Source organism: Ruegeria sp. ANG-R, from assembly GCF_000813985.1.
Classification (GTDB): domain Bacteria; phylum Pseudomonadota; class Alphaproteobacteria; order Rhodobacterales; family Rhodobacteraceae; genus Ruegeria.
Map to the genome: position 1 here is coordinate 1,334,871 of NZ_JWLJ01000001.1, position 14,005 is coordinate 1,348,875.

General features: G+C 59.3%; 16 protein-coding genes. 11 read left to right on the forward strand and 5 right to left on the reverse strand.

Annotated features, from left to right (window positions below; genetic code table 11):
* The first annotated feature begins 65 nt into the window (after positions 1–65).
* The 6 genes from RA27_RS06660 (at position 66) to RA27_RS06680 (ending at position 4,688) form a co-directional block, all read left to right on the forward strand.
* Entirely contained in the window at positions 66–515 is a 450-nt protein-coding gene (locus RA27_RS06660; protein ID WP_039536037.1) for a GNAT family N-acetyltransferase, read from the forward strand.
* A complete protein-coding gene (locus tag RA27_RS06665) occupies positions 512–1,876 on the forward strand; it encodes a DUF2927 domain-containing protein (RefSeq protein ID WP_039536039.1) in 1,365 nt (454 codons plus the stop codon). The genes RA27_RS06660 and RA27_RS06665 overlap by 4 nt, the downstream gene beginning before the upstream one ends.
* 6 nt (positions 1,877–1,882) lie before the next feature.
* On the forward strand, positions 1,883–2,050 hold the full coding sequence (locus RA27_RS24370) for a hypothetical protein (RefSeq protein ID WP_170690922.1): 168 nt from the start codon (positions 1,883–1,885) through the stop codon (positions 2,048–2,050).
* A 4-nt stretch (positions 2,051–2,054) separates the two neighbouring features.
* The gene (locus RA27_RS06670; protein ID WP_039536041.1) at positions 2,055–3,239 is read left to right on the forward strand and encodes a VWA domain-containing protein; all 1,185 of its coding nucleotides are present in this window, start codon (positions 2,055–2,057) and stop codon (positions 3,237–3,239) included.
* A gap of 101 nt (positions 3,240–3,340) precedes the next feature.
* Positions 3,341–3,931, forward strand: a complete 591-nt coding sequence (locus RA27_RS06675; RefSeq protein WP_039536043.1) for an NAD(P)H-dependent oxidoreductase — start codon at positions 3,341–3,343, stop codon at positions 3,929–3,931.
* Positions 3,932–3,998: 67 nt separating this feature from the next.
* Positions 3,999–4,688 carry a M48 family metallopeptidase gene (locus RA27_RS06680; RefSeq protein ID WP_039536045.1) on the forward strand — a complete coding sequence of 230 codons (690 nt, stop codon included), beginning with the start codon at positions 3,999–4,001 and terminating at the stop codon, positions 4,686–4,688.
* Positions 4,689–4,757: 69 nt separating this feature from the next.
* Here RA27_RS06680 and RA27_RS06685 read toward each other — a convergent pair whose 3' ends face one another.
* From RA27_RS06685 to RA27_RS06705, 5 genes are read right to left on the reverse strand one after another with little or no spacing between them, the layout of a single operon-like run.
* A complete protein-coding gene (locus RA27_RS06685; protein ID WP_039536047.1) occupies positions 4,758–5,300 on the reverse strand; it encodes a PIN domain-containing protein in 543 nt (180 codons plus the stop codon).
* The gene (locus tag RA27_RS06690) at positions 5,297–6,499 is read right to left on the reverse strand and encodes a class I SAM-dependent rRNA methyltransferase (RefSeq protein ID WP_039536049.1); all 1,203 of its coding nucleotides are present in this window, start codon (positions 6,497–6,499) and stop codon (positions 5,297–5,299) included. The genes RA27_RS06685 and RA27_RS06690 overlap by 4 nt, the downstream gene beginning before the upstream one ends.
* Before the next feature lie 41 nt (positions 6,500–6,540).
* Positions 6,541–6,813, reverse strand: coding sequence for a hypothetical protein (locus RA27_RS06695; protein WP_039536051.1), 273 nt, complete (start codon positions 6,811–6,813; stop codon positions 6,541–6,543).
* Positions 6,800–9,592 (reverse strand): [glutamate--ammonia-ligase] adenylyltransferase, encoded by a 2,793-nt coding sequence (locus RA27_RS06700; RefSeq protein ID WP_039536054.1) that lies wholly within the window; start codon positions 9,590–9,592, stop codon positions 6,800–6,802. Before RA27_RS06700 ends, RA27_RS06695 begins: the two co-directional genes overlap by 14 nt.
* On the reverse strand, positions 9,589–9,978 hold the full coding sequence (locus tag RA27_RS06705) for a nuclear transport factor 2 family protein (RefSeq protein ID WP_052265218.1): 390 nt from the start codon (positions 9,976–9,978) through the stop codon (positions 9,589–9,591). Before RA27_RS06705 ends, RA27_RS06700 begins: the two co-directional genes overlap by 4 nt.
* Positions 9,979–10,135: 157 nt before the next feature.
* On the opposite strand from RA27_RS06705, the gene RA27_RS06710 reads away from it, so the two are divergent.
* The 5 genes from RA27_RS06710 (at position 10,136) to RA27_RS06730 (ending at position 13,973) form a co-directional block, all read left to right on the forward strand.
* A complete protein-coding gene (locus tag RA27_RS06710) occupies positions 10,136–10,561 on the forward strand; it encodes a DUF2852 domain-containing protein (RefSeq protein ID WP_039536060.1) in 426 nt (141 codons plus the stop codon).
* A 65-nt stretch (positions 10,562–10,626) separates the two neighbouring features.
* Positions 10,627–11,058: an RDD family protein gene (locus RA27_RS06715; protein ID WP_039536063.1), complete on the forward strand. Its 432-nt coding sequence runs from the start codon at positions 10,627–10,629 to the stop codon at positions 11,056–11,058.
* Positions 11,059–11,133: 75 nt separating this feature from the next.
* Positions 11,134–11,958, forward strand: a complete 825-nt coding sequence (locus tag RA27_RS06720) for an arginyltransferase (protein ID WP_039536065.1) — start codon at positions 11,134–11,136, stop codon at positions 11,956–11,958.
* 6 nt (positions 11,959–11,964) lie between these two features.
* Complete coding sequence (locus tag RA27_RS06725) at positions 11,965–12,372, forward strand: VOC family protein (RefSeq protein WP_039536068.1); 408 nt, start codon at positions 11,965–11,967, stop codon at positions 12,370–12,372.
* A gap of 242 nt (positions 12,373–12,614) precedes the next feature.
* Complete coding sequence (locus RA27_RS06730; RefSeq protein ID WP_039536071.1) at positions 12,615–13,973, forward strand: dicarboxylate/amino acid:cation symporter; 1,359 nt, start codon at positions 12,615–12,617, stop codon at positions 13,971–13,973.
* Positions 13,974–14,005: the final 32 nt, after the last annotated feature.

The window sequence follows — 14,005 nt, forward strand, 5'->3', positions numbered from 1 at the left end:
GATGTCAGCATTGCGTTAAAGAATGACCCCGCGCCAACCGGGCCTCCAGAGCAGGAAATCACAGAATGTCTAACGCCCCCACAATCCGTCCTTTGCGACCAGAGGACCGGGACCAATGGGCCGAGATGTGGCGCGACTACCTTGCATTTTATGAAACCGAGGTACCGGATTCGACGTATGAAAGTACCTTCGCACGCCTCTTAGGCAATGATCCGAATGACTTTTCCTGCTTTATCGCAGAACTGGATGAGCGCCTGGTCGGGCTGACCCATTACCTGTTTCACCGTCACGCTTGGAAAGAGGAACGGGTCTGCTACCTGCAGGACCTTTATGCCCGCCCTCAGGCACGTGGCACTGGCGTTGGACGCGCGTTGATTCAGGCTGTTTATGACGAGGCAGACAGGCAAGAGGCGCCCTCGGTCTACTGGCTGACACAGGAAAACAACCATACCGCGCGGAAACTCTATGACCGCATCGGCAAGTTGTCGCCGTTCCTGAAGTACCAGCGCCCATGATGCGTTTGCCCGCAGCCCTCCTTCTGGCGGCTCTGTCCGCCTGTACCACGGTCGACCGGATCGAGGTCCCGACCCGTACCAAGGTGATCGAAGCCTCGCTGCCGCCCTCCAAAACATTCGGCCCCGCCCGCCCCATCCCGCCTGCCCGTTCGAACCGGAACATTGCGGACGATTTCCTCTCGCTGCATTTCGCACTTGAAAGCGGTGCGGAACTGTCGGTCTTTACCCGGTTCGATGGGCCAATCACGGTGCGGCTGACGGGAACACCCTCGGCATCGATGCAGACCGACCTCAGCCGGTTGCTGGACCGGCTGCAACGTGAGGCGCAGATCGACATACGTCAGATTCCGGAAGGTCAGGCGAACATCACCATCCAGGCGGTAAGCCAGAAACAGATCCGCCGCATCCTGCCTCAGGCTGCCTGTTTCGTCGTCCCGAACTCTTCGAGCCTTGAGGAATACCGCCGGGACAGGCGCAAAAGCAAAAGCAACTGGACCGAACTGCGCAGTCGCGAACGGATAGGTATTTTCATCCCCTACGATGCCAGCCCGCAGGAAATCCGGGACTGCCTGCACGAAGAATTGGCCCAGGCGCTTGGGCCGCTGAACGATCTATATCGCCTGCCCGATTCAGTATTCAACGACGACAATTTCCACACGGTTCTGACCGGGTTCGATATGCTGATCCTGCGCGCCGCCTATGCGCCCGAGTTGCAAAACGGCATGACACGCGAACAGGTGGCAGCTGTTCTGCCCGACGTGCTCAGCCGCTTGAACCCGCGTGGCGACCACGTCTCAGCGCAACCGGTGACCGAGACACCCCGCGCGTGGATCAATGCAGTTCAGCGTGCCCTGGGGGCTGGTGCAGGCTCGGCCAAACGGGTCAACGCCGCAAAGGAGGCCGCGCGGATCGGACAACAGCAAGGCTGGACGGACCATCGCCGCGCCTATCCGCATTACCTGTTGGGACGAATGGGGCAGTTCGATGATCCCGAAGCGGCGCAGCAGCAATATGACATTGCCATGAAGTACCTGAAAGCCACCCCCGGCACCGAGGTCCAGCGCGCTCATATCACGGCACAGACTGCAGCTTTTGCATTGGCGCAAGGCCGGGGCGCGGATGCGTTGCCCGAGCTGAACAATGCGATTGATGTCATGACACGGTCCGAGAACGCCGCCCTTCTGGCCACCCTGCTGCTGCTCAAATCCGAGGCGCTGCGGCAATCCGGTCAAATCGATCAGGCACGCAGCGTTCGGCTGGACAGTATCGGATGGGCGCGTTACGGCTTCGGCTCGGATTTGGTGGTGCGTTCGGTTACACAGGACATAGCGCAGTCAGCCGCCACAAACACGGGTGGATAACGTCACATGATAGTGGTTTTGGGCATGGCGATTCTGGGCGCTGTTCTGGGCGCCCTGACGGCACGCAAACGTAATGGCAGCGGCGCAGACATGGCACAATACGCCGCAGGATACGGCATCGCCTTTGCCCTGGTCGGGCTGGTGATTTCGCTGGTTCTGGTCCGTCTGGTCTAAAGCGATGTTTCTGCCCTTTTTCGAAAACCTCCGAAACGCCGGCATTCCCGTTTCCCTGCGCGAATACCTGACCTTTCTGGAGGGGATGAAAAAGGGTCTGGCAACCTACGATATCGAAGCCTTCTACTATCTCGCCCGCGTGTCGATGGTGAAGGACGAGCGCAACATCGACAAGTTCGACCGCGCCTTTGCCGCCAGTTTCGAGGGGCTGGGCGAAATCAGTTTCGAACAGGTACTTGAGGCCGTCGATATTCCTGCTGAATGGCTGGAGAAGATGGCCGAAAAGCACCTGACCGCCGAAGAGAAGGCCGAGATCGAGGCGCTTGGTGGTTTTGAGAAACTGATGGAGACGCTGCGCGAGCGCCTGAAGGATCAGCAGGGCCGCCATCAGGGCGGCAACAAATGGATCGGGACAGCCGGAACCTCGCCTTTCGGGGCCTATGGCTATAACCCCGAAGGCGTACGCATCGGACAGAAAGAAAGCCGCCACCAGCGTGCCGTCAAAGTCTGGGACAAGCGTGAATTCAGGAATCTGGACGACACGGTCGAACTGGGCACGCGCAACATCAAGGTTGCCCTGAAACGCCTGCGCCGTTGGGCACGCGAGGGCGCCGCGGAAGAGCTGGATCTGGACGGCACGATCCGTGCCACAGCCGAGCACGGCTATCTGGACGTCAAAACCCGCCCCGAGCGTCACAACGCCGTCAAAGTGCTGTTGTTTCTCGACGTGGGCGGCTCAATGGACCCTCATATCAAGGTGGTTGAGGAGCTGTTCTCGGCCGCGCGGACCGAATTCAAGCATCTGGAATACTACTACTTTCACAATTGTCTCTATGAAGGCGTTTGGCGTGACAATCGCCGTCGCTGGGATCAGCAAACGCCAACGCACGAGGTGCTGCGCACCTACGGGCCGGATTATAAATGTATCTTCGTCGGCGACGCCTCGATGAGCCCCTATGAGATCGCCTATCCCGGTGGCGCGAATGAGCATTGGAACCAGGAGGCCGGACAGGTCTGGCTGCAGCGTGCGCGCGAACAATGGACCTCGAACCTGTGGATCAATCCGGTTCCCGAGAAGTATTGGGAATACACCCACTCGATCGGCATGATCCGCGAGATCTTCGACGATTGCATGGTGCCAATGACGCTGGCAGGGCTGGAAAAAGGAATGCGGGAACTGACGCGTTAGCGCAGGTCCGCTCTGGCACTGCGTAGAGTTCCCCTTGACCTAAAGTTACCTTGAGCTTTCACAGTGTCTCTGCTCCTATCAGAAACGCCTAAAGGTCTCACGTGCACTTACTGACAGTTATAGATCATCCGGACCCAAACTCCTTCACTGCTGCAGTTGCCGCGCAATTCAACAATGGTGCCGAAGCAGCAGGCCACACCACCGAAATTGCGGATTTACACTCCGAAGGCTTTGATCCGCGCTGGTCCATGGCGGATATCGAAAGTGACAGGAATTCGAAGACACCACCAGACATATTGGCCGAGCAACAGCGAATAGCCCGAGCCGATGCCATCTGCCTTGCCTTCCCCCTGTTCTGGTGGGGAATGCCATCGATGATGAAGGGTTGGGTTGATCGCGTGTGGGCATGGGGCTGGGCTTATGACCAGTTGGACAACCCGGAAAAATCGCTTCAGAAACCTCGGACCGGAGTTCTGCTGGTACCAGCCGGGGCGCGATCTGATGAAATGGAAACCGCCGGGTACCTTCAAGCGCTTGAGACGGCCTGGACCAAGGGCACCTTCGGTTATTTTGGGCTCTCGCCGCGGAAGATCGAGTTGCTTCACGGCTCGACCGGATCGGCAAAGCGACGGCGAGCGCTTTTGGAGCGGAGCTATGCTATCGGATTTTCGTTGCCGCAACCCGGGGGATGAACAGGTTCCACGGGGCGCGCCCAACATTCCAGTTGCTCTCGCGGCGCTGCACCCCCATATCTAACCTATGCTTCGTCTAACCCCGATCCTGCTGGCGATAGCCTATGCCGTTGTGATGTACCGGATTTCCGTCTGGCGCACGCATCGTGAGCTGGATGCAAAGTCGACCGAGCTGGCCGATCCTGCGCTGAAACGGATGACTGACCGGCTGGCGGCGGCGCTCGAAATCGATCGGGTACCGGTCTATATTTATGAGATCGATCCGGTGAACGGGTTGGCTGCTCCGGACGGGCGTATCTTCATTACGCGCGGATTCTATCGCAAATTCGGCAATGGCGAGGTCTCCGCCGAAGAGATGGCCAGCGTGATCGCGCATGAGCTGGGTCACGTCGCCCTTGGCCACGCGCGGCGGCGGATGATTGATTTCTCGGGTCAGAATGCAATGCGGGCGGCTTTGATGATGGTGTTGAACCGTTTCATCCCCTTCATCGGTGCGTGGATCGCAAATATGCTGACGCATCTGTTGGCCTCCCGCCTGTCGCGGAGCGATGAATATGAGGCAGATGAATATGCAGCCGCCCTTCTGACCAAGGCCGGGATCGGGATCGGGCCGCAGAAGTCGCTGTTTCACAAGCTTGAGGACCTGACCCAGCAAAGGGCTGGTGTGGTCCCGGCCTGGTTGATGAGCCATCCCAAGACCGATGAACGGATCGCCGCGCTGGAAGTATTGGAACAAAGGTGGAGCTCTGATGGGTAGGTTCGGGAGCGAGGGGCCCGCCCCTCGCGCACCCCGGAGTATTTATGGCCAGATGAAGACGATCCAGCGCTATTTCATGAGGGCTTTGCCCAGACGCGGCAGTCGGGCTTTTTTCATCAAGCCGCGTTGACTCCATTGACCGCCGGAGAGGCGGTTGGCTTCGGTCAACACGGTGGCAGCGATACGTGCAATCCCTGCGGGATCGGAGAGCCAGAACTCGTATAGGAGCCCGTCGGGATCGCGCCGCTCGAGGCCCTCTTCGGCAAGGATATTCCTGGGAAAATCCTTGGCATTGACCGTCACGATCACATCTGCCGAGCTTGCAACTGCGGTCGCCAGAACGTGAACATCGGCTGCATCCGGCAACCACAAACGCTGTTCCACGCCCGGCGCGGCAGGATGCTGTGCGGCAGGCCAGTTCGCCTGTGCCAAAGCGGTTTCGGCACGGGCCTGCGCCTCTCCCTCGGGGCCGAGTTTGCGCGCGGCGCGGGCCCATTCCTCGAGAATGCGGGCGGACCAGACAGGGGTGAAATGGCCGAGTTTGGCGGCCCCCAAAAGCATTTCACGCATCACCGTGGGGTAGATGACGCAGGTGTCGAGGACCGCTTTCACAACCGATAGAACACAGCTTTGAGGTAACCGCTTTCTGCCAGTTGCGGCAGTTGCGGGTGATCCGGGCCGGCAAAGCCGGTATGGATCAGTTGCGCCTGCCGCCCAGCACGTCCGATGCCCCGGGAAGATGCATCACGGAACCGACCCAGATCCGCTGCGTGCGAACACGAGCAGAGGCCAAGATATCCCGCCGGTTTGACCAGCGGTGCTGCAAGGCGCGCAATGCGTTCATAAGCGCGCAAGCCCGCGTCCAACGCCTGCTTTGACGGTGCAAAAGCCGGAGGGTCGCAGATGACCACGTCGAATGTAGCACCCTCTTCACCCAGTTTGGTCAGCACGTCGAACGCATCGCCCTGACGGGTCCGGAAACGGGCGGCGTGTCCCGATGCTTCGGCGCCTTTGACCGCAAGCTCCAGCGCTGCAGCCGAGCCGTCGACCGACAGAGCCTGCGCCGCGCCGCCGGCCAGCATGGCCAGGCCAAAGCCGCCGACGTGACTGAACACGTCCAGCACATGCGCCCCGGGGTGAACCAGCCTGGCAGCAAAGGCGTGATTGGGGCGCTGATCATAAAACAGGCCTGTTTTTTGCCCGCCGGTCAGATCAGCCATATACGTTGCGCCATTCATGGGCACGGGCAGAGGCTCCTCGGGTGCAGTGCCCCTTAAGGTCAGGCTCACATCATCCAGCCCCTCCAGCCCGCGCGTGCGACCTGAGGCGTTCTTCAATACGGTGGCTACCCCGGTCACCTTGACCAGAGCCTCCGTCAGTGCGTCGAGATGCGCCTCGGCCCATGCCGCGTTCGGCTGGATCACGCAGGCATCCCCAAAACGGTCGATGATAACGCCCGGAAATCCGTCCGCTTCTGCATGGATCAGGCGGTAGTATGGTGCGTCGAACAGTCGTTCGCGCATCTCAAGCGCACGGTGTATCCGTGTTTCGAACCACTCTGCGTTCAGTCGCGCCTCAGTATCGCGATCCAGTACCCGGCACATGATTTTCGAAGCCGGATTCACCGCAACCAAAGCGATGGCGGTGCGTTTGTCATCTTCCAGCACCACCAGAGCACCTGCCTCGATTTTACGCGTCCGGCGGTCGGTGACGATGTCATTGGCGTAGACCCAGGGAAACCCATGGCGCAGGCCACGGGCGTTGGCCTTGGGTTTCAAACGGATACGGGGGCGATCGGATGAGGCTGTCATGGCGCCCTCATAGTCGTGAATGCGCGCAGGCGAAAGCCCTGTTAACGGTTGCGGTTTCGCCAGCCGCCCCGCCGCCTGGGAGCCTGAGCGGTCTGCAACCCTTCGGCCAGAACCTGCGTCATCGGATGATCCGCGGCCTGCGCGGCGTAGATCCCGTGCAGATCGGTCAGGGCCTGTTTCTGATCCCGATCCTCTGGCAGGCTCAGCGCCCAGTCCAGAAAGATGCTGCGGCATTCGGGCAAGGTGATGCCTTCGATGCGATAAGCCTCGCGGATCAGCCCCTTGTGGTCATTCGGATCATCACTGCGTGCCATCTTCAACCTCTCTGACCACTCCGCCAATCAGTTCGGCGGCAACGACGTAACTGTCCTGCAATGCGGTCTGTAGCTGTTCGACCCGGTCGAACCCGGTGGCCCGACACAGAAAGGCTGTACCTCCCTCACCGATCTTGTCGGCCTCTATGGTCTTTCCCGATAGCAGCCGCGCCGCGCATTGCACCGACCAGCATAAGTCGTAACAGTCTTTGAGAGTTTGCGCCTGCGCGACATCCAGTAGCCCGGCAGCGACCGCCCCATCCAGACCTGAGGGAACGTCGCGCCCAGGGGAGCCGGCCAGCAATGCGCCGGTTTCAGCCAGCAGTTCGATATCCATCATCCGGCCCGGCCCGTTCTTGGCATCCCAGACCCCGGCTGGCGCTTTGGCTGCCGCCAGCCTGTCGCGCATATCTGCGACCCCCTTCAGGACCTTCGCCCGGTCTCGTGAACGCGACAGAAACCCGGCGCGGAAGCTCTCGATATCCTCGGCCAGATCAGCATTCCCTGCGACGACGTGGGCCCGGGTCAGGGCGAGGTGTTCCCATACCCAGGCCTCATTCTGCTGATAGTTGGTGAAGCTGGCCCAACTGGTGGCAACCGGCCCCTGATTGCCCGAGGGGCGCAGACGCATGTCGACCTCATAAAGACGCCCCTGTGACATCGGCGCGCTGAGCGCCGTAATCAGAGCCTGTGTGAAACGGGCGTAATACGTCCGGGTGGCCAGCGGACGGGGGCCATCTGACATGTCCTGATCCAGAGGATCGTAGATGACGATCATGTCCAGATCGGATTGCGAGTTGATCCGCCCTGCCCCCAGCGACCCCATGCCCAGTACAGCAGCGCCACGCCCCGGCGCCGGGCCATGTTTTTTCGCGAACTGTTCAACAACACAAGGCAGCACCGCGGCAATAACGGCCTGCGCCAATTCGGCATATTGCTGCCCGGCCTGCGCCCCGTCGATCAATCCACGCAGGTGGTGCACGCCGATGCGGAAGTTCCATTCCTTGCACCAGCGACGTGCGAAATCGAGCTGCGTTTCATAGTCGCTTTCTTCCGACAAAGCCTGCATCAGCTCGGCCTGCAATACCGCCTGTCCCGGCCAGTCACTGAAGAAGCTGCCGCCAATAACCGCATCGAACACCGAAGCATTGCGCGACAGGTGCGTAGCCAAGGCGTGCGACGTGCCGACGATATCGACCAGCAGATCGATCAGTTGCGGGTTCGCCTCGAATAGTGAGAACAACTGTACCCCTGCGGGCAGTCCGGCCAGAAATCCGTCCAACGCAAGCAGCGCTTCTTCGGGTTTCGCGGTCTTCGCCAACCGCGACAACAGCTCGGGCCTGAGACGTTCAAATATCCGTGCACCCCGTTGCGAGCGAAGCGCCGGATAGGTGGGCCAGCGGGCCAGGACGCCCCTGTCAAACTCGACCTCTTCTACCCGCGCGGGCGAGGCGCCCGGCCCGGGGGCAAAAAACCCTTCGGTCAGTTCGTGCACTTCGGTCAGACGGCGGGTCAGGTCAGTCGTCAGCTCCTCGCTGCTGATCCCCATCAGGCAGGCGACCCGTTCGATCCCGTCTTCTGAGTTTGGAACTTTATGGGTTTGCGCATCATGCACCATCTGGATGCGATGCTCGACTTCGCGATGAGCGCGGTAGTGATCTGTTAGCTTTTCGGCCACGTCATCAGGCACCCAACCTTTCGATGCCAGAGCCGCCAGACCGGGCACGGTGCCACGCACTCGCAGGTCGGGATCACGCCCTCCCGCGATCAACTGGCGGGTCTGGGTGAAAAACTCGATCTCCCGAATACCACCCTGCCCCAGCTTCATATCGTGACCGGGGATCGAAAGGCTGCCACCTGTCCCCTTGTTCTCACGAATGCGCAGCCGCATATCGTGGGCGTCCTGAATGGCGGCAAAATCCAGATGCCGCCGCCAGACGAACGGGCGCAACGCATCCAGAAACCGCTGCCCTGCGGCGATATCCCCGGCGCAGGGGCGCGCCTTGATATAGGCCGCGCGCTCCCATGTGCGCCCAAGGCTTTCATAGTAACGCTCGGCCGCCTCCATCGCCAGACACACGGGCGTCACCGCCGGATCGGGACGCAAGCGCAGATCGGTGCGGAACACATACCCATCCGCTGTTTTGTCGCTGAGAGTGGCGCAGAAATTCCGCGTCGCCCGCACCATCCCCTGTCGCGCTTCGTAGAAATCATCGGGGTCAAATCGCGTCTCATCGAACAGCACGATCAAATCGATATCCGAGCTGTAGTTCAGCTCATGCGCCCCCATTTTACCCATCGCCAGAATGACCATCCCGCCGGCGGTTTCGATGTCATCCTCGGTCATGCCCGGCAGTTTCCCGCGCCGGATCAAAGCCGCAATCTCGGCCTTTGCTGCCACATCAGCCGCCAAAGCCCCGAAATCGGTCAGCGCAGCGGTCACCTTTTCCAGCGGCCACGCGCCCGCCAAATCCGCAAGCGCCGTCAGCAGAGCCATGCGCCGCTTGGCCCGCCGCAGACCGGATTTCAACTGATCCGATGGCAGCTTTCGTGCCGCCTCCATCACGTCGTAGAGCGCCTGATCCGGGTGCTGCAGCGCTTGCGGCAACCAGTCCCTCTCTTGATCGATCAACCCTTTGAGATAGGGGCTGGACCCCGCGGTTCCCTCAATCAGTTCGCCCTGTTCAGATGTCAGATCGGGCAAAGCCTCGCGTGTTTCCTGCCCCAGCCCGGCGTGAAAAGCGCGCGGCAGGCGGTGAATGGCGAGGGGCTGGCTCATGTACGCTCCAACGGTGTGTCCTGGCTGAAACTATTGATCCACACATCATGCCGCCGCTCCCAAAGGGAAGAGATCAGCATCGCCTCCCACTCTGATGCGTCAGGCCGCAGGTAGTCTGCGCGATAGGAAAGCAAAACCACATCCGCTGATAACACGCGCAGTCTGGTGTCGCTGAGTTCATACTGTGCCATCGTTGGCGCATCGGCAAACTGCCCCACGTGATCGTCGCGATTGGCAAAGCCAGATGGATAGACGCCCAGAAAATCGGGGCTCAGTAATGCGCGGTCTGCCTGAGCATTTCCCTCAACCAGCGCCGTCCACACCTGTTTTTCCAGCGAAAGTATCTGATCAAGCGTCGGGGCGGATTTGTTTTCAATATCTTGCATAGGTGGAAATTGCGCCTGTTCCGTGACCGCGTCAACCAATCAGCTGCATTAACAAACAAAATGTAAATCTTTTTCACATTGACCCCTTGCATTGCAGATTACCCTCTCCCATCTAGGAAATGTGAAAAGCATTTACATCCTAACTGGAGAGAGCAAAATGACCGCATTGTCCGACCACGCCGTTCCCCAAAACCCGGGGTGGCTGCACCGAAGCGAAGCCTGGCTTGACAGCAAGGGCAAAGGCGCCTGGATCGCCGCAATGGTCCTTGGCTTTATCTTCTTCTGGCCGATCGGCCTGGCCTTTCTTGCCTATATGATCTGGAGCAAACGTATGTTCAGCAAATCCTGCAGCCGCCGTTCGTCGTGGAACAGTCACATGAGCGCGATGAAACCGTCGGGCAACAGCGCCTTTGACGCCTACAAGGCCGACACGCTGGCCCGGTTGGAGCGCGAACAGAAAGACTTTGAAGCCTTCCTGCACCGTCTGCGCGAAGCGAAGGACAAGGCTGAATTCGACGAGTTCATGGATGAACGCGCCCGCGACAACCGTGACGACAGCGAAAATGGCGAACAACCTGCTTAATCGCAGCTTGCCCTGTCCCGCCCCTCGGGACAGGGTGTTTTCGCACAAGACCCGGACCACAGTATATGTCTCATCTGCCTGACCCCGACAGCCAACCCGAATTCTACCAATCCGTAGCGACCAAGCGTTTCTTAGCGTGGCTGTTCGACATCGCCTTTATCTCATTGCTCTGTACGGTTGCGATCCTGCTGACCTTTGGCATGGGTTTTTTCATCCTGGCCCTGATCTACGCCGTGGTCAGCTTCGTCTACCGCGTCGTTACAATCGCCAACGGCTCGGCCACGCTGGGGATGCGTTTCATGGGAATCGAGCTGCGCGACGCGTTCGGCGCGCGGATGGATACCGGCAAGGCGATTGCGCACACGGCGGGATATTTCGTCAGCATGGCGTTTCCTGTTCTGCAGATCATCTCGGTCATCATGATGATGACCAGCGCCCGCTGTCAGGGGCTGACCGATGCTTTCCTTGGCACCGTAATGATCAACCGACGCGCCTGAAAAACACCTGAGTGAAACACTTGGCGGCACCAAAAACCGTTGTTATCATCGGTCCCGAGGAAATGCGGGACCTTCATGCGACACACGCTGCCAATCGCGCCACAATTCTATGTGACGGCACCCCAGCCCTGCCCTTATCTTGAGGGCAGGATGGAGCGTAAGCTGTTCACCGCCCTTCAGGGGGAAGGTGCAGACCAGCTGAACAATTGTCTTTCACAACAAGGGTTTCGCCGCTCGCAAAACGTCCTCTATCGCCCGTCCTGCACCGATTGCGCCGCGTGCCTGTCTGCCCGCATAGATGTTTCGAGTTTTCGACCAAGCAAGAGTCAAAAACGGGCGTATAAACGCAACTCCTACCTGACCAGACGCGCCACTTCGCCCTGGGCGACGGATGAGCAGTTCGATCTGTTTCGTCGCTATCTTGATGCGCGTCACGCCGATGGCGGCATGGCCGATATGGATGTCTTCGAATTTGCCGCGATGATCGAGGAAACCCCGATTCGCAGCCGCGTTGTCGAATACGCCGACTCCGAAACGGGTGAGTTGATCGCCGTCAGCCTGACAGATGTCCTCGATGACGGGCTGAGCATGGTCTACTCGTTCTACGATCCACAGTTTCAGCAGAACTCGCTGGGCACCTACATGATCCTGGATCATATCGAGATCGCACGAGAGGCCGGGCTGCCCTACATCTATCTGGGCTATTGGGTGCCCGGCAGTCCCAAGATGGGCTATAAGGCCAAGTTTTCGGGCTTGCAGGTTTATCTTCAAGGCGCTTGGCAGCGGATCGAAAATCCCGAACAATATGCCCAGACGGCCCATCATCCCCTTTCATCGGCCCCCATCGCCGAGCAGGTGGCCAATATCCAACTACCCGACCGACACCCCACCAAGGGCTGAACAATCATGCGGCAAAGTCTTCACGCGGTGACGCTGGTCGTACCGGACTATGATGACGCAATCGACTTCTACACTCAGACGCTGAATTTCACGCTCACGCAGGATATCGATCTGGGCGACGGCAAACGCTGGGTGCGCGTAACACCGCCGGGTTCGGCTGACTCCTCGTTGTTACTGGCCAAGGCGGACGGTCCCCAGCAGATGGCTTCGGTCGGGAACCAGACCGGCGGGCGTGTTGGGTTTTTCCTCGAAACCGATGACTTCTACCGTGATCATGCAGAAATGCTGGAATCCGGCGTCGGTTTCGAAGAACGCCCACGCCACGAACCTTATGGAATTGTCGCCGTGTGGCGCGATCCGTTCGGAAACCGTTGGGACCTGATCGAATTCTCGACATCGGCATCCGCCAAATAAACACATGAATTTCATTAAGTTATGCATGGATCACACGTGCAACAGGCAATCATTAAGCATTTTTAATCAGGCTCCCCGCATTCTGGCAATTGAAAGCTGACGTAACGTCACCAGATTGACCCCGCTTCTTAATGCTCAGTCCAGACCTGAGACCCACAGCCAGCCAACGCGCTGCTTGGGCTGGCTTTTTTTTGCTGTGACAGGCCCCCTGCCTGGTCGCAGAGGTTCTGAAGGAGGGGAAAATGGTAAATGCCGCACGACGGCTGGTCTCGGCCAGTCTGACGACCCAGATTCTGATCGCACTGGCCCTTGGGTCGGTCTTTGGACTGGTGCTGAATTATCTCGACATCACTGCGCTCAACATCACTCTTGTTCAAGGGGTGCTGTCGATGCTTGGGCAGATGTTCCTCAACGCTCTGCAAATGCTTGTTGTTCCGCTGGTCGTGTTCTCACTGCTTTGCGGTGTGGTCGGCATCGGCGACGTCAAACTGCTTGGCCGCGTCGGAGGGTTGACCTTCGTCACCTATCTGGCCACCACGGCGCTGGCGGTAACCACCGCTTTGATCTTTGCCAGCCTGATCGGTCCGGGCACGGGCTTTGAAAGCATGTATCTGGCTGGCGACGGCGTGAGTGTCGCCAACCCGCAGACGACGTGGGAGATTCTGGCGAACATCATTCCCAGAAACCCGATCAACGCGCTGGCCAATGGCGAGATGTTGCAGATCATCTTTTACGTCATGGTCGTCGGCATTGCAGTTCTGATGATGGGCAATCGCGCCAGAGCTTTTGTCGAAGGTTGTGAATTCATGAATGAACTGGCGATGAAAATCGTCAAGATCGTCATGGCCTTTGCCCCTATCGGGGTGTTCAGTCTGATTGCCAAGACCTTTGCGATGGAGGGGTTCGGGCTGTTCGGCCCGGTGATCGGATATCTGACAACGATCAGCCTGACGCTGGTGTTCCACCTGTGTGTCACACTGATGGCGCTGCTCTATTTCACCACGGGTCTGAGCCCTCGGATGTTCCTGCGCAAGATGCGCTCGGCTCAGGTATTCGCCTTCTCGACCTCCAGCTCGAACGCGACAATTCCCGCCAGTATGCAGTGCGTCACGCAGCGCATCGGTGTGGACCGCTCGGTTGCCTCGTTCGGTATTCCGCTGGGTGCGACGATCAACATGGACGGGACCGCGATCATGCACGGCGTGGCGACGGTATTCCTGGCCAACGCCTATGGCATCGATCTGGGGTTGAGCGGGTATCTGACTATCATCTCGATCTCGGTTCTGGCCTCGATCGGCACGGCGGGCGTTCCGGGCGTGGGGATCGTGATGCTGGCAATGGTACTGAACCAATTGGGTATGCCGCTTGAGGGTATCGGGATCATACTGGCCGTTGACCGGATTCTCGACATGATGCGGACGGTCGTGAATGTCACCGGTGACGCCGTTGTAACGACCATCGTCGGGCAAAGGGTCGGTAAGCTGGACAAGGCCGTCTTCGACGACCCGGATGCCGGAGTGCTTGGGTCCACGGACCTGACAATCGACCACGCAGCGGAACAGGAGTTCGCGAAGCTGACCCATCCACATCCGCAATCCTGACATGAAAAACGGAGGCCCGGATGGGCCTCCGT

Coding starts and splice junctions, on each gene's coding strand:
- RA27_RS06660 (WP_039536037.1), top strand. CDS start 66: ATGTCTAACGCCCCCACAATCCGTCCTTTGCGACCAGAGGACCGGGAC.
- RA27_RS06665 (WP_039536039.1), top strand. CDS start 512: ATGATGCGTTTGCCCGCAGCCCTCCTTCTGGCGGCTCTGTCCGCCTGT.
- RA27_RS24370 (WP_170690922.1), top strand. CDS start 1,883: ATGATAGTGGTTTTGGGCATGGCGATTCTGGGCGCTGTTCTGGGCGCC.
- RA27_RS06670 (WP_039536041.1), top strand. CDS start 2,055: ATGTTTCTGCCCTTTTTCGAAAACCTCCGAAACGCCGGCATTCCCGTT.
- RA27_RS06680 (WP_039536045.1), top strand. CDS start 3,999: ATGCTTCGTCTAACCCCGATCCTGCTGGCGATAGCCTATGCCGTTGTG.
- RA27_RS06690 (WP_039536049.1), bottom strand. CDS start 6,499: ATGACAGCCTCATCCGATCGCCCCCGTATCCGTTTGAAACCCAAGGCC.
- RA27_RS06695 (WP_039536051.1), bottom strand. CDS start 6,813: ATGGCACGCAGTGATGATCCGAATGACCACAAGGGGCTGATCCGCGAG.
- RA27_RS06700 (WP_039536054.1), bottom strand. CDS start 9,592: ATGAGCCAGCCCCTCGCCATTCACCGCCTGCCGCGCGCTTTTCACGCC.
- RA27_RS06705 (WP_052265218.1), bottom strand. CDS start 9,978: ATGCAAGATATTGAAAACAAATCCGCCCCGACGCTTGATCAGATACTT.
- RA27_RS06710 (WP_039536060.1), top strand. CDS start 10,136: ATGACCGCATTGTCCGACCACGCCGTTCCCCAAAACCCGGGGTGGCTG.
- RA27_RS06715 (WP_039536063.1), top strand. CDS start 10,627: ATGTCTCATCTGCCTGACCCCGACAGCCAACCCGAATTCTACCAATCC.
- RA27_RS06720 (WP_039536065.1), top strand. CDS start 11,134: ATGCGACACACGCTGCCAATCGCGCCACAATTCTATGTGACGGCACCC.
- RA27_RS06725 (WP_039536068.1), top strand. CDS start 11,965: ATGCGGCAAAGTCTTCACGCGGTGACGCTGGTCGTACCGGACTATGAT.
- RA27_RS06730 (WP_039536071.1), top strand. CDS start 12,615: ATGGTAAATGCCGCACGACGGCTGGTCTCGGCCAGTCTGACGACCCAG.